A 13,571-nucleotide genomic window follows, 5' to 3' on the forward strand; every position below is an offset into this window, starting at 1 on the left:
TATTAATTGACTGACCCACCGCCTTCGCGAGCAAGCCCGCTGCCACATTTGGATTGCGTTTCAGCGCAACAGGGTCAGTAGCTCTTGCAACTGAACACGGCCTGCCTCAGCCAGCGGAAACACCGGCAGCCGTGGATCCCCCGACTCCAGGCCCGTCAGCCGCAAACCGGCCTTGATCGTCGCCGGCAAGCCACCTTTGAGGATGAAATCCAGCAACGGCAACTGGCGATAAAACAGCTCCCGCGCTTTCTCCAGGTCATTGGCCAAAACGGCTTCATACAAATCCAGGTTGAGCTGAGGAATCAGATTCGGCGCCGCCGTGCACCAACCTTTCGCGCCCGCCGCAAACGCCTCCAGTGCCAGCGGATTGCAGCCGTTGTAGAACGGCACCTGGCCCTCGCTGCGCCGGTGCAATTGATGCATGCGCTGAATATCCCCGGTGCTTTCCTTGACCATGGTCACGTTGTCGACGCTGTTGACGATGCGCAGGATCAAGTCCACCGACATGTCGGTGCCACTGGTGGCCGGGTTGTTGTAGAGCATGATCGGCACGCCGATGCTGTCGCCAATGGCCGCATAGTGGGCGAGGATTTCCGCCTCGCTGAGTTTCCAGTACGAGGCCGGCAATACCATTACCACGTCCGCGCCGTGGGCCTCGGCAAACTGCGCACGACGCACGGCCTTGGCGGTGGTCAGGTCGGAGACGCTGACGATGGTCGGCACACGCTTGCCCACCTTCTGGATGCTGTAGGCGGCGACTTCATCCCACTCTGCATCACTGAGATAGGCGCCTTCGCCGGTGCTGCCCAACGGTGCGACAGCGTGCACGCCGCTGTCGATCAGGCGGTCGATCGAAAGGCCCAGGGCGTCGAGGTCAATGCGCTGTCCGTCCGTGCTGAACGGGGTGATGGTGTAGCCGATAATGCCGTGAATAGAAGGGCTGGACATGGAAAGGTCTCCGGTCGAAAAAGGGTTTCAGTTCAGGCAATCGGCGTGTTGGCGCAGGTTCTGCCGAGCGTAGTAGTTGAACGCGGCGCCGTGGCGCTTGGGCTTGGAAATCCAGTCATGGGCTTCGCGGCCCAGTTCCGGCAGGATCGGCTTGATCGTGCCGGCGGCCATCGCCAGCAGCTGCAACTTGGCCGCGCGTTCGATCAACTGTGCGATCACACAGGCTTCCTCGATGCTCGCCCCAGTGGACAATTGGCCGTGGTGGGAAAGCAGAATCGCGCGTTTATCCCCCAGGGCAGCGGTGATGATTTCACCTTCTTCGTTGCCCACCGGCACCCCGGGCCAGGCTTCGAGGAATGCGCAATCTTCGTACAACGGGCAGAGGTCCATGTGGGACACCTGCAACGGCACTTCCAGCATCGACAACGCAGCGATGTGGGTCGGGTGAGTGTGGATGATGCAGTTCACGTCCGGGCGACCGCGGTACACCCAGCTGTGAAAACGGTTGGCCGGGTTGGGCATGCCATGGCCTTCCAGCACCTCCAGGTCTTCGTTGACCAGCAACAGGTTGCTGGCGGTGATCTCATCAAAACCCAGGCCCAGTTGTTGGGTGTAGTAGGTGCCAGGCGTCGGGCCGCGTGCGGTGATCTGCCCGGCGAGGCCGGAGTCGTGGCCGTTTTCGAACAGGATCCGGCAGGTCAACGCCAGCTTTTGCCGGTCGGTCCACGTATTATCCGCCAGGGTGTTTTGCATCTGGGTCAGCGCCTGCTTGACCAGTTGGTCTTTCGGGAGTGCTAATGTCTTGGCCATATCAGTGTCCTTGTTCGTCGCAAATGACACTAAAGAGACTATATGACACAAAGTGTCATTAGCAAGCATTCATCATCGCCTCTTTAATGGATTAACCGCTGCGCATGTCTATCCGTTTGAAAATATTGAGAAAAAAACTTGGTGTGACATTGGAGTCGCTCGCGGAAAAATCCGGGATGACCAAGAGTTACCTGTCGAAAGTCGAGCGGGGGTTGAATACGCCGTCGATTGCGGCGGCGCTGAAACTGGCCAAGGCGTTGAATGTGAAGGTCGAAGAATTGTTCAGCGAGGACAATGTCAGCCTCGACAGCTACAGCCTGGTGCGCAGCCACGAACGGCAGGCGTTGTCGGGCACCGATGCGTCACCGGGTTACGCGGTGTTGGCGCATCAGGTCAGTGAGCGTAGTTTGTTGCCGTTCATCATCTACCCGCCGGCGGAGTTCACCGACAAGACCTTCAAGGAACATTTGGGGGAGGAGTTTTTGTTTGTGCATGAAGGTCAGGTTGAGGTGGATTTCATGAGTGAGCGGGTGGTGTTGAATCGGGGGGATGCGTTGCATTTCAATGCGCAGAAGCCGCATCGGATTCGGTCGGTGGGGGAGGTTCAGGCGCAGCTTTTGGTGGTGGTGCATAGTGCTGAGGGGTGATGGTGGGGGTGGGGCATATCCGTTATTTGGGTGATGGCTTATATCGGTTCCGCTCTTACAGCGGCTCACTTTTGAAGAGCGCAAAAGTAAGCAAAACGCTCTTGCCCCACCACTCGGCACCTCGCTTAGGCTCGGTGTGCCCTCACTCCGGCTTTGGACCGTGGGCCGCCGTCATGGGCCATCCTTGGCCCAGGACGGCTAACCTGGCGTCCTGCCAGGTTACCCACGCTCCAAAGCCTGCGTTCGGCCAGCGTGGTTTAACGGGGCGCCTAAGATCAAAATCAAAAGCAGATCAACAGCACAGCGGCCTCCCGGCCGGCTTGAGTGTGGTGAAGCAAAAGCCAAATCAAAATCTAAAGCGGGCACGGTCAAATGTGGGAGCTGGCTTGCCTGCGATGGCATCAACTGGGTCTGCCTGATACACCGATGTGTCTGCATCGCCGGCAAGCCAGCTCCCACAGAAAAGCAGAGCTGCATCAGCTTCAGATTTGGCTTTCGCTCTGGCTTTTGATCTGGCTTCTAAACACTCAAGCCGGCCGGTAGGCCGCTGTGCTCTTGCTTTTGATCTTGATCTGCGGGCCCCGTTAACCACGATGGCCGCAAGTAGGCACGGTGGAGCGGGTAAACCGGCAGGACGCCGGTTTAGCCGCGCTGGGCCAGGGATGGCCCATCGCGGCGACCCGCGCAAGCGTGCCGGAGTGCGGGCATGCCGAGCCTAGGCGAGGCACCGAGTGGTGGGGCAAAGCGTTTTTTGGTTACTTTTTTAGGCGTTTGTAAAAAAGTGACCCGCTGTAAGAGCGGAACCATAAGTGGCCGTTACCGCAGCAACGGATATGTACACCCCACCCCACCTCACCTCACCCCAACTACCATCACCGCTCCACCGGCACCGAAAGCCCCGAATTCCCAAGCGCATGACTACGCGCATCAAAAAACCGCAACTCCACCTCCATCCCCTCAAACAACTCCGCAAAACGCCGCTTCTGCTGCTGGATAAACCCTGCACTGCGGCCAAACACCGAAATCGCCAACGTGCTGATCTTCGCCTGTCGAATCGCCTGCACCAGATGCACATCCTGCGCGCCGAGGTGATGCCCAAAGATGCATAGCCCACCTTCATGGCCCAACAACTGCTCATAACAGAACGACAAATAGTCAGAACTGCGAATGGTCTTCAGCTTCTCCTCAACCTTGCCCTCGCTGACAAACAACGGCACATCATCCAGCGTCTTGATCGTGTTGTTGATCGCAAAACTGCTGAGCAACGTGCTGTCAGTGGTCGGCAATTTACGCGCCGTACCATCAAGGTTACGCACCAGGTGCAGGCCACCATGCAGATACAAAATGCGCGTGGTGTCGCAGGCAGTATTGCGCAGGTCAAAGCTCGCATCGCCACTGCGAAACAGATCATCGATGCCCGGCGCATGCAGGATCGCCCAGTAGTTGAGCAGGTCGTAATTGCTGGTGAACACCGTCGGGTAACTCGCCAGCTCCTGATGGAGGGTCGCCAGTGTCGACGGCTTCACCAGGCGCCACGGAATATGCACGGTGTGGATCGTATTGATCAGCGCTTCCTTGATCGCGTAATAGCGATTACGCGGCGCAGCCGAGCTGACCGCCAGGGCCTTGTTGACCCGGCTGGTGGTTTTCAGTGCACCCAGCACCTGCTCGAAGCTGCGGGTCTGCATCGCGTCAAACACGCTGAGTTCGGACTGGCTCAGAGGTTTTTCTTCCACGGTGCGGGCGTTTTCGAACAGCGAGTCGTAGGCAAAGTCTTCCCACACTGCGCGGCTGGCGCCGTTGCCGATCAGGATCCCGCTGATGGCGGTACTGCTGCGCAAGGCGTTCCAGTCTTCTAGGTGGGCATCAAAATCCTGGGAATCCTTCATTGCGGCGGGTCTACTCGAAATCGGCTGGGCGGTGACTTTATCACGAGCGGGCGTTGATCCTGGTCAAGATGCCGCAGGCAATCGAGGTCGATGCTGTAGGCATAACGACTTTAAAGGATTAGCCACCATGAGCAGCACCTTCTTCATTCCCGCCGTCAACATCATGGGCCTCGACTGCCTCGACGAAGCCATGACCGCGATTCGCAACTACGGTTTTCGCAAGGCGCTGATCGTCACTGACGCCGGGATGGCCAAGGCAGGTGTGGCCAGCATGATCGCCGAGAAGCTTGCGATGCAAGACATCGACTCGGTGATCTATGACGGCGCCAAGCCCAACCCGAACGTCGAGAACGTCGAAAAAGGCCTGGCGCTGCTGCAACAGAGTGCCTGTGATTTCGTGGTGTCACTGGGCGGCGGCTCACCCCATGACTGTGCCAAGGGCATTGCCCTGTGTGCGACCAACGGCGGGCACATCGGCGACTACGAAGGCGTCGATCAGTCGGCCAAGCCGCAACTGCCGCTGGTGGCCATCAACACCACCGCCGGCACGGCCAGCGAAATGACCCGCTTCTGCATCATCACCGACGAAACCCGCCACGTGAAAATGGCCATCGTCGACCGCAACGTCACGCCGCTGCTGTCGGTCAACGACCCGGCGCTGATGGTCGGCATGCCCAAGGGCCTGACTGCCGCCACCGGCATGGACGCGCTCACCCACGCAATCGAAGCCTACGTGTCCACGGCTGCCAACCCGATCACCGACGCCTGTGCGATCAAGGCCATCGAACTGATCAGCGCCAACCTGCGGATTGCGGTGCGCGACGGTAAAGACCTGGCCGCCCGGGAGAACATGGCCTACGCGCAGTTCCTTGCCGGCATGGCCTTCAACAACGCGTCCCTGGGGTTCGTGCACGCCATGGCGCACCAGTTGGGCGGGCTGTATGACTTGCCTCACGGCGTGTGCAATGCGGTGCTGTTGCCCCATGTGCAAAGCTTCAACGCCAGCGTCAGCGCCGAGCGCCTGAGCCATGTGGCACGGGCCCTTGGCGCAGATATCAAGGGTACGTCGGTGGAAGAGGGCGCCCAGGCGGCCATCGCGGCGATTCGCAGCCTGTCCCAGGATGTGGAAATTCCTGCCGGGCTACGGGAGTTGGGCGCCAAGTTACAGGACATCCCGCTGTTGGCGTCCAACGCCCTGAAGGACGCCTGCGGCCTGACCAACCCACGGCGGGCGGATCAGCGTCAGATTGAAGAGATCTTCCGCAGCGCGTTCTGATCAGTCCTGGCCATGGCGACGCACAGCAGTGCGCCGCCCGCCAGCGTCACGCATAACACCGCCAACGGCCAGGCCTGCTGACTCGCCAGCAGGCTGGCCACGCCACCGATCGCCGCTGCCATCAACTGATGCATAAAGCCGCTCAAGGCCATGGCGTAGGAGCCGCTCACCGGTGATTCATCATTGGCCAGGGACAGGCTGATGGGATAACTCATCGATTGGCCGAACACCGCCAGGCAATACGGCAGCCACAGCAGGATCGCCAGCCCATTGGCAAACAGGCTGCCCAGCAACATCGTCGCGCTGCCGCACATCACCAACGCCACGCCCCAACTCATCATCGACAGGCGCCCGGTGCGGGCGACGAGGCGATTGACCATCAACGCCCCCGCCAGATACGCCCCGCTGATTGGCCAGCCGAGCCAGCCATATTGCGCCGCGCTCCACTCGAAATGGCCCTGCAAAATCAACGGTGCGCAGGTGTTGAACGCGATGATCACCCCGTAACCCAAACCGCCCGCCAACGCAGGCCGCAGGAACGCCGGATGACGCAGGATCGTGCCGTAGATGCGCCAGGCCGAGACGTGCCCGGCGGCTTTTTCCAGTGTTGCAAACACCACCCGTTGCAGCGCAATCATCAAGCCGACAGCCGCGACCGCCAGCCCATAAAAGATCGCCTCCCAACCAAACGCCACTTGCAACAGCGAGCCCACAAACTGCCCGATGCCCAGGGCGATCACGAACGTCATGCCCAGCCACGACAAACCTTTGGCCAACAGGGCACCGCTGAAGCTGTCACGAACCAGCACCCGCGCCATCACCGACACACCGCCCGCACCGAGGCCTTGAACCAGGCGCAGGCCGAGGAACGATTCGAGGCTGTAGGCGGACGGAATCGCCGCACTGGCCAGCGCATACAACGCCAACGCTGCCAGCAACACCGGCTTTCTACCCAGGCGCTCACCGAGGCTGCCCCAGAGCAGCATCGGCAACGCCATGCCGATCAAGTACACCGCCAGGGCCAGTGCCACCTGGTCCTCTGCAGCGGTCAATGACAAGGCAATCGCCGGCACGGCGGGCAGATAACTGCTGATGCCAACCTGGGACAAAAAGGCCGCGCTGCAGGCAATGGTGAGGGTCGTGGTGCTTTTCAAGGGGCAAAAGATCCTGTTGAGCAGTAAGCTGCAAGCCGCAAGCTACAAGTTGCCAGTGGGTTTGTCTCTACCTTGCAGCATGAAGCTAACCGCTTGTCGCTTAGGAACCAACCTTATGAGAGTTCTATTATTCGGCGCCACCGGCATGGTCGGCCAAGGCGTGTTGCGCGAGTGCCTGCTGGCCAGTGACGTGCAGGAAGTCGTCGCCGTCGGCCGTACCGCGCTGACCCAGGAACACGGCAAGCTGCACCAGGTGCTGCATGCCGACATGTTCGATTTCCAGCCCCTGGAGCATCTGCTGCAAGGTTTCGATGCCTGCTTCTTTTGCCTGGGCGTTTCTTCGGTGGGCATGGATGAAGCCAAGTACACCCATTTGAGCTACGACTTGACGCTGGTGGCCGCCAGCACCCTGGCGCGGCTCAACCCGCAGATGACCTTTATCTACGTGTCCGGCGCCGGTACCGACAGCAGCGAAACCGGCAAAACCATGTGGGCACGGATCAAGGGCAAGACCGAGAATGCGTTGCTGCGCCTGCCGTTCAAGGCGGTGTACCTGTTCCGTCCCGGGGTGATCCAGCCGTTGCACGGTGTGCGCTCGAAAACCCCGCTCTACCAGTCCATCTACACCGTGGTCGGCCCGTTGTTGTCGCTGCTGCGCCATGTGCGACCGGCCTGGGTGGTGAGCACGGAAACCGTTGGCCGCGCAATGCTCTCGGCCGTCCGGCACGGTGCACCTCTGCCGGTGGTGGAGCAGGCCGATATCAATCGCCTGGCCACCGAGCGCGCCTAGATGCTGCACAAAAGCTTGGTTCGCCGCCTTGACCTGATCACCCTGCAATTGTTTGTGGCAGTGCATGAGGAAGGCACGCTGACCCGCGCCGCCGCCCGTGAAGCTATCGCGGTCTCGGCGGCCAGCAAGCGCTTGATGGAGCTGGAACAGGTGCTGGGCGTCAGCCTGTTTGTGCGCCAGGCCAAGGGCATGCAGCTCACGGCTGCCGGCGAGACCTTGCTGCACCATGCACGGCAGATGCTGTTCAATGTCGAGAAGATGGGCCTGGAGCTGGGCGAACACAGTCACGGCGTGCGCGGTTATGTGCGGATGCTGGCGAACCTCTCGGCAATCATTCAGTTCCTGCCCGAAGACTTGCGCGACTTTTCCGCGCTGCATCCACAGGTGAAGGCAGACCTGGAAGAGCGGCCCAGCAATGGCGTGGTCCAAGGTGTGATTGACGGCGTTGCGGACCTGGGCATCTGTTCCAGCGACACCGATACCAAAGGCCTGCCCGGTGTGACCTATCGCCGGGACAAGCTGGTGGTGCTGATGCCGGCGGATCACCCGTTGGCCTCGCGCAAGACCCTGGCGTTCGCCGAGACGCTGGACAGCGACTACGTGGGGCTGCATTCCGCCAGTTCGATCAACATGCGCACCCATGCGGCGGCGCGGGAGGCGGGCAAGGTGCTGCGCTTGCGGATCCATGTGCCGGGCTTCGATGCCATGTGCCGGATGGTCCAGGCCAACATGGGCATCGGCATCCTGCCGCAAAAAGCCTATGAACTGTTTGGCCGGGCGTTGGGCTTGCACGCGGTGCCGCTGACGGATGCCTGGTCGGACCGCAGCCTGATCCTGGTGGTGCGTGATGAAGAACAGCTGTCACCGGTGAGCCGGCTGTTGTTCGATTACCTGCGGCGGGAGCAGGCGTAAGCAAACCCTGTGGCGAGGGCCCTCGCCACAACCAGTCCTTACTCAAGCGTTCGCATTTGGCGAACGCTCGTTGCCAACTGACGGTTGGATTTCTACTGCCTGCGTCCTCTAGCCTTGGCCCCACATTCCAAGAACAAGAGGTACACCCCATGACGGCTCCCCTGAGCGGTATCAAGGTGATCGAGATCGGCACCCTGATTGCCGCGCCCTTCGCCGCCCGGCTGATGGCCGAGTTTGGCGCCGAGGTGATCAAGATCGAAGCCATGGGGCAGGGCGATCCGCTTCGCAAATGGCGAAAGCTGCACGAAGGCACGTCGCTGTGGTGGTACCTGCAATCGCGTAACAAGAAGTCCCTGGCCCTGGACCTCAAGTCGGCAGAAGGCCTGGACCTGGTCAAGCAATTGCTGGGCGATGCCGACGTGCTGATCGAAAACCTGCGCCCCGGCGGCCTGGAAAAACTCGGCCTGGGCTGGGACGTGCTGCACGCCCTCAACCCCAAGCTGACCCTGGTGCGCATCTCCGGCTACGGCCAGACCGGCCCTTACCGCGACCGCCCGGGCTTCGGTGCCATCGGCGAGGCCATGGGCGGGATTCGCTACACCACTGGCAACCCGGATTCACCACCGGCGCGGGTCGGCGTGAGCCTCGGTGATTCCCTGGCGTCGCTGCACGGTGTGATCGGCGCGCTGATGTCGCTGCTGCGGGTCAAGACCGGCCAGGGCGACGGCCAGATTGTCGACGTGTCCCTGGCCGAAAGCGTGTTCAACCTGATGGAAAGCCTGGTGCCGGAATACGACATGCTTGGCCATGTGCGTGAACGCAGTGGCGGCGCCTTGCCCGGCATTGCACCGTCCAACACCTACCTGACCGCCGACGGCGCCTATGTGGTGATCGCCGGCAACAGCGACCCGATCTACAAGCGCCTGATGCTCGCCATCGGCCGCGCCGACTTGGCCGAAGCGCCGGAGTTTGCCCACAACGATGGCCGCGCCGCGAAAAGCGGCCTGCTGGACGCCGCCATCACCCACTGGACCAGCAGCCTGCCCATCGACGAGGTGCTCAGTGCCCTGGAAGCCGCCGAAGTACCGGCGGGGCGCATCTATTCAGTGGCCGATATCGTCGCCGATCCGCACTACCAGGCCCGCGACATGCTGCTCAGCGCCGACCTGCCCGGCGGCCTCACGGTGAAGATGCCCGGTATCGTGCCCAAACTGTCGGAAACCCCCGGCGCGGTGAATTGGCAGGGCCCGAGCCTGGGCCAGCACACTGATTCAATCCTCGGCGACCTGGGCCTGAGCGGCGCCGATATTCAACGCCTGAAAACCTCGGGAGTGGTGCAATGAAAAACTATTCCGATGCCCTGGTCGTGCAGGAAGTCTCACCCCGTGACGGCCTGCAAATCGAGCCGACCTGGGTCGAGACTGTCGACAAGATCGCGTTGATAGACCAACTGTCCATGGCCGGGTTTTCCCGGATCGAAGCCGGCTCGTTCGTGTCGCCCAAGGCCATTCCCGCGTTGCGCGATGGTGAGCAGGTGTTCCAGGGCATCACTCGTCGCCCCGGGGTTATCTACGTGGCGTTGATCCCCAACCTCAAGGGCGCCCAGCGTGCTATCGAGTCCCGGGCCGATGAGTTGAACCTGGTGATGTCCGCCAGCCAGACCCACAACCTGGCGAATATGCGCATGCGTTGCGAGGCTTCGTTGGCCGCATTCGGCGATATCGTGAGCTTTGCTGCCGAGCACCCGGTGCGCCTCAACGGCAGCATCGCTACCACTTTTGGTTGCCCGTTCGAGGGCAAGATCGATGAGGACCGCGTGCTGCAATTGGTCGACGCCTACCGCGGGCTGGGCATCCAGGGCATCAGCCTGGCCGACACCACCGGCATGGCCAATCCGCGTCAGGTCGAGCGCCTGGTCAAGCGCGTGCTGGAACGTGTTCCGGCGAGCGACCTGACCCTGCATTTCCACAACACCCGCGGCCTGGGTTTGTGCAATGTGCTGGCCGCCTACGAGGCCGGTGCGCGACGGTTTGATGCGGCATTGGGCGGCCTCGGCGGTTGCCCGTTTGCGCCCGGCGCGTCGGGCAATATCTGCACCGAAGACCTGGTCAACCTGTGTGATGAAGTCGGGATCCACACCGGCATCGACCTGCCGCACCTGCTGAAAATGTCGCGGCAATTGCCAGCCTTGCTGGACCACGAATTGCCGGGCCAGGTGGCCAAGGCCGGGCGCAATTGCGACCTGCATCCGCCACCGGCCTACATCGCCACCTTGTAAGCCGTAACCAGACAACAAAAACAATCGGACGCCTGCGAGCAGTCCGCTGGAGAGAATCGATGAGCCTTAATACGTTGGAGGCCGGCGTGCGCCCGGCCGCTGAACACGATGCCGAAAAAGCCCTGGTCAGCAAGGTCGCCTGGCGCCTGATGCCGCTGATCATGGTCTGCTACCTGTTCGCGTTTTTTGACCGCATCAACATCAGCTTCGCCAAGTTCCAGCTACAGGCCGATCTGAGCCTGAGTGACACTGCCTATGGTCTCGGCGCCGGGCTGTTTGTGGTGGGCTATGTGATCTTTGAAGTGCCGAGCAACATGATGCTGTACAAGGTCGGCGCCCGCCGCTGGATCGCTCGCATCATGATGTCGTGGGGGCTGGCGACGGCCGCTATGGTGTTCGTCACGGCCGAATGGCAGTTCTACGGCCTGCGTTTCATCATCGGTGCGATGGAGGCCGGGTTTGCCCCGGGCGTGCTGTATTACCTGACGTTGTGGTTCCCGCAGCACTTCCGTGGGCGCATCACCTCGATGCTGTTCCTGGCGTCGGCGTTTGCCGGGCTGGTGGGCGCGCCGTTCTCCGGGCTGGTGCTGGAACACCTCGACGGTGTGCTGCAAATGCGCGGCTGGCACTGGTTGTTCTTGCTCGGTGGCTTGCCCTGTGTGGGCCTGGGGTTCCTGGTGCTCAAGCTGCTCAAGGACCGTATCGAGGACGCCCACTGGCTGACCTCGGCGGAGAAGACGTTGCTGGCCAGCCGCATTGCCGTGCATGAACCCCACAAGAGCGGCGGCTCGTTGCTGGCTGCATTGCGTATCCCAGGCTTCCTGATGCTGGGTCTTATCTACTTCCTGATCCAGGTGGCGTCCTACGGCCTGAACTTCTGGGCGCCGCAACTGATCCGCAGCGCCGGCACCCAGAGCCCGGTGATGATCGGCTTGCTGACGGCGATTCCCTACGTCTGCGGCGCCATCAGCATGGTGGTGATCGGACGCGTGTCCGACGCCACCGGCGAACGTCGCAAGTTCGTCAGCGGCCTGGTGGCGCTGGGGGCGGTGGGGTTCTTCTGTGCCGGGATCTTTGCCGATCACACCACGTTCCTGATCGTCGCCCTGAGCTTGCTGGGCGCGGGGATCATCGCTTCGATCCCGACGTTCTGGACGCTGCCGCCGAAGTTGTTGGCCGGTGCCGGCGCGGGCGCTGCTGGCGGGATCGCGGTGATCAACACGTTGGGCCAGTTCGGCGGCATCGTCAGCCCGGTGATGGTCGGCCGGATCAAGGACCTCACCGGCAGCACCACGCCGGCGCTGTATGTCATCGGCGTGTGTGCGTTGCTGGCGGCGGCGCTGTTGCTGTGGGGCTTGCCTCAGAAGCTGCGCACCCTCGACAAGCGCTGATCAGCCGGCGGTCACCAGCGAGCGGGTGGGTGCGGCACTGAATTGAATCAGGGCCACACCGCCAATCAACATCAGCGCCCCGATCAACCGGGGCGCGGTCAATTGGCGTTCCACCAGCCCGAACAAGCCGAAGTGGTCCAGCATCAACGAGGCGACGATTTGCCCGGCCATCGCCAGGGCGATAAACCCCGAGGCGCCGAGCTTGGGCATCAGGATCAACGCCAGCGAAATGAAGCACACGCCGAACGCGCCGCCGCTCCACATCCACAGCGGCGCCTTGGTGATAAAACCCAGGTTGGGCAGCGGCAGGCGCAGGGCCAGGATCACCGGCAGCAGCACGATGATGCTCACCAGCAGCGAGGCCAGGGTGGCCCACAGCGGATGCCCCAGGCCGCGTCCCAGGTTGGCGTTGATCGCGCTTTGAAACGGCACCACTGCCCCGGCAAACGCGGCCAACAGCAACAAACCTACCCAATGCAACGTCGTCATGATCAATATCCCAGAGGTTTTGCTGGACTCTAGGCTATTCGTCGCGCAAATTTAAATTCCAAGTTCTTATGCAGAACATGCAGCTGATGAATGATCTACGACGCATCGACCTTAACCTGCTGGTGATCCTTGACGCCTTGCTCAGCGAGCAACACGTGACCCGTGCCGCCGAGCGCCTGCACCTGAGCCAGCCGGCGGTGAGCCACGCGCTGGCGCGGTTGCGGGACTTGCTTGGAGACGCGTTGCTGGTGCGCCAGGGCAGTTCGCTGGTGCCCACTGCTCGTGCTCTGGAACTGGCCATGCCGCTGGCGGAAGCGCTGGCCCAGGTACAGGCGCTGCTGGAGCCCAATCGTTTTGATCCGGCGTCGGCCAAGCGCACCTTCCGGGTCGCCATGTCGGACTACAGTGCGGCGATTTTCTTGCCGGGACTGGTGCGCACCCTGCGCCGGGAAGCGCCGGGGATTGATTTGCAGATTATCCAGGCCAGTCGCGAAGGCATGCTTGACGGTGTGCTCAATGGCGATATCGACCTGGCGGCCGGGGTGTTTCCCGACATGCCTGCCGAACTGCGCAGCACGCCGCTGTTTGAAGAGCATTACGTGTGCCTGGTGGACCGTGACAGCCTGCCGGCAAGCGGTGTACTCGACCTGCCCACCTATCTGGCGCGGCCCCACGTATTGCTGGAAATGCGTGGCAGCGGCACCCCGGAAATCGAACGGGCGCTGACGGCGATTCGTGAGCGCCGGCACGTGTCTATCAGCTTGCCTCATTGGGGTGTTGCGCCGCAGTTGATCCAGGGCACGGACCTGATTCTTACCGTGTCGTCTCGCGGGCTGCTGAACATTGATCACGAACAGTTGTTGGCGGTGCCGCCGCCGTTTCACATTCCGTCGTTTGCGTTTGTGCTGGCGTGGCATTCGCGGCGGGGTGGAGACCCGGCGTTGCAGTGGTTGAATGGGCAGGTGCAGGTTGTGATACAGGGTTGAT

Annotated in this window: 13 protein-coding genes; 8 read left to right on the top strand and 5 right to left on the bottom strand. The window is 61.7% G+C overall.

Going from position 1 to position 13,571, the window contains the following annotated elements; translation table 11 throughout:
* Positions 1-60 precede the first annotated feature (60 nt).
* A complete protein-coding gene (locus tag V6607_RS06970; protein WP_134325867.1) occupies positions 61-948 on the bottom strand; it encodes a dihydrodipicolinate synthase family protein in 888 nt (295 codons plus the stop codon).
* 27 nt (positions 949-975) lie between these two features.
* Positions 976-1,758, bottom strand: a complete 783-nt coding sequence (locus tag V6607_RS06975) for an aldolase (RefSeq protein WP_003209128.1) — start codon at positions 1,756-1,758, stop codon at positions 976-978.
* Positions 1,759-1,862: 104 nt separating this feature from the next.
* Here V6607_RS06975 and V6607_RS06980 point away from each other — a divergent pair, with 104 nt between their 5' ends.
* Positions 1,863-2,405: an XRE family transcriptional regulator gene (locus V6607_RS06980; RefSeq protein ID WP_003209127.1), complete on the top strand. Its 543-nt coding sequence runs from the start codon at positions 1,863-1,865 to the stop codon at positions 2,403-2,405.
* Positions 2,406-3,277: 872 nt separating this feature from the next.
* Here V6607_RS06980 and V6607_RS06985 read toward each other — a convergent pair.
* The gene (locus V6607_RS06985; protein ID WP_134325869.1) at positions 3,278-4,294 is read right to left on the bottom strand and encodes a DUF4917 family protein; all 1,017 of its coding nucleotides are present in this window, start codon (positions 4,292-4,294) and stop codon (positions 3,278-3,280) included.
* Between the two features lie 127 nt (positions 4,295-4,421).
* On the opposite strand from V6607_RS06985, the gene yiaY reads away from it, so the two are divergent.
* Entirely contained in the window at positions 4,422-5,570 is a 1,149-nt protein-coding gene (yiaY, locus tag V6607_RS06990) for an L-threonine dehydrogenase (protein WP_008437790.1), read from the top strand.
* Here yiaY and V6607_RS06995 read toward each other — a convergent pair.
* On the bottom strand, positions 5,537-6,724 hold the full coding sequence (locus V6607_RS06995; protein WP_134325870.1) for an MFS transporter: 1,188 nt from the start codon (positions 6,722-6,724) through the stop codon (positions 5,537-5,539). The two genes, yiaY and V6607_RS06995, sit on opposite strands and share 34 nt — an antisense overlap.
* A gap of 115 nt (positions 6,725-6,839) precedes the next feature.
* Here V6607_RS06995 and V6607_RS07000 point away from each other — a divergent pair, with 115 nt between their 5' ends.
* The 5 genes from V6607_RS07000 (at position 6,840) to V6607_RS07020 (ending at position 12,095) form a co-directional block, all read left to right on the top strand.
* A complete protein-coding gene (locus V6607_RS07000) occupies positions 6,840-7,514 on the top strand; it encodes an NAD(P)H-binding protein (RefSeq protein WP_102604145.1) in 675 nt (224 codons plus the stop codon).
* Entirely contained in the window at positions 7,515-8,426 is a 912-nt protein-coding gene (locus tag V6607_RS07005; protein ID WP_134325871.1) for a LysR substrate-binding domain-containing protein, read from the top strand. It begins immediately after the preceding gene.
* A gap of 149 nt (positions 8,427-8,575) precedes the next feature.
* Entirely contained in the window at positions 8,576-9,769 is a 1,194-nt protein-coding gene (locus V6607_RS07010; protein WP_134325872.1) for a CaiB/BaiF CoA-transferase family protein, read from the top strand.
* The gene (locus V6607_RS07015; RefSeq protein WP_134325873.1) at positions 9,766-10,704 is read left to right on the top strand and encodes a hydroxymethylglutaryl-CoA lyase; all 939 of its coding nucleotides are present in this window, start codon (positions 9,766-9,768) and stop codon (positions 10,702-10,704) included. Before V6607_RS07010 ends, V6607_RS07015 begins: the two co-directional genes overlap by 4 nt.
* A gap of 59 nt (positions 10,705-10,763) precedes the next feature.
* Entirely contained in the window at positions 10,764-12,095 is a 1,332-nt protein-coding gene (locus V6607_RS07020) for an MFS transporter (RefSeq protein WP_134325874.1), read from the top strand.
* Here the strand turns inward: V6607_RS07020 and V6607_RS07025 are convergent, their stop codons facing one another.
* The gene (locus V6607_RS07025; RefSeq protein WP_003212086.1) at positions 12,096-12,584 is read right to left on the bottom strand and encodes a DMT family transporter; all 489 of its coding nucleotides are present in this window, start codon (positions 12,582-12,584) and stop codon (positions 12,096-12,098) included. It abuts the gene before it with no gap.
* Positions 12,585-12,652: 68 nt separating this feature from the next.
* Here V6607_RS07025 and V6607_RS07030 point away from each other — a divergent pair, with 68 nt between their 5' ends.
* Positions 12,653-13,570 (top strand): LysR family transcriptional regulator, encoded by a 918-nt coding sequence (locus V6607_RS07030; RefSeq protein WP_134325875.1) that lies wholly within the window; start codon positions 12,653-12,655, stop codon positions 13,568-13,570.
* The last annotated feature ends 1 nt before the right edge of the window (position 13,571 follow it).

Origin of the sequence: Pseudomonas sp. KK18 (assembly GCF_037094675.1) — a bacterium.
Lineage (GTDB): Bacteria > Pseudomonadota > Gammaproteobacteria > Pseudomonadales > Pseudomonadaceae > Aquipseudomonas.

Excerpts from the sequence above, each read along its gene's own strand:
- yiaY (WP_008437790.1), top strand. The coding sequence starts at position 4,422 with ATGAGCAGCACCTTCTTCATTCCCGCCGTCAACATCATGGGCCTCGAC.
- V6607_RS07000 (WP_102604145.1), top strand. The coding sequence starts at position 6,840 with ATGAGAGTTCTATTATTCGGCGCCACCGGCATGGTCGGCCAAGGCGTG.
- V6607_RS06980 (WP_003209127.1), top strand. The coding sequence starts at position 1,863 with ATGTCTATCCGTTTGAAAATATTGAGAAAAAAACTTGGTGTGACATTG.
- V6607_RS06975 (WP_003209128.1), bottom strand. The coding sequence starts at position 1,758 with ATGGCCAAGACATTAGCACTCCCGAAAGACCAACTGGTCAAGCAGGCG.
- V6607_RS07015 (WP_134325873.1), top strand. The coding sequence starts at position 9,766 with ATGAAAAACTATTCCGATGCCCTGGTCGTGCAGGAAGTCTCACCCCGT.
- V6607_RS07025 (WP_003212086.1), bottom strand. The coding sequence starts at position 12,584 with ATGACGACGTTGCATTGGGTAGGTTTGTTGCTGTTGGCCGCGTTTGCC.
- V6607_RS06970 (WP_134325867.1), bottom strand. The coding sequence starts at position 948 with ATGTCCAGCCCTTCTATTCACGGCATTATCGGCTACACCATCACCCCG.
- V6607_RS07020 (WP_134325874.1), top strand. The coding sequence starts at position 10,764 with ATGAGCCTTAATACGTTGGAGGCCGGCGTGCGCCCGGCCGCTGAACAC.
- V6607_RS06985 (WP_134325869.1), bottom strand. The coding sequence starts at position 4,294 with ATGAAGGATTCCCAGGATTTTGATGCCCACCTAGAAGACTGGAACGCC.
- V6607_RS07010 (WP_134325872.1), top strand. The coding sequence starts at position 8,576 with ATGACGGCTCCCCTGAGCGGTATCAAGGTGATCGAGATCGGCACCCTG.
- V6607_RS07030 (WP_134325875.1), top strand. The coding sequence starts at position 12,653 with ATGCAGAACATGCAGCTGATGAATGATCTACGACGCATCGACCTTAAC.
- V6607_RS07005 (WP_134325871.1), top strand. The coding sequence starts at position 7,515 with ATGCTGCACAAAAGCTTGGTTCGCCGCCTTGACCTGATCACCCTGCAA.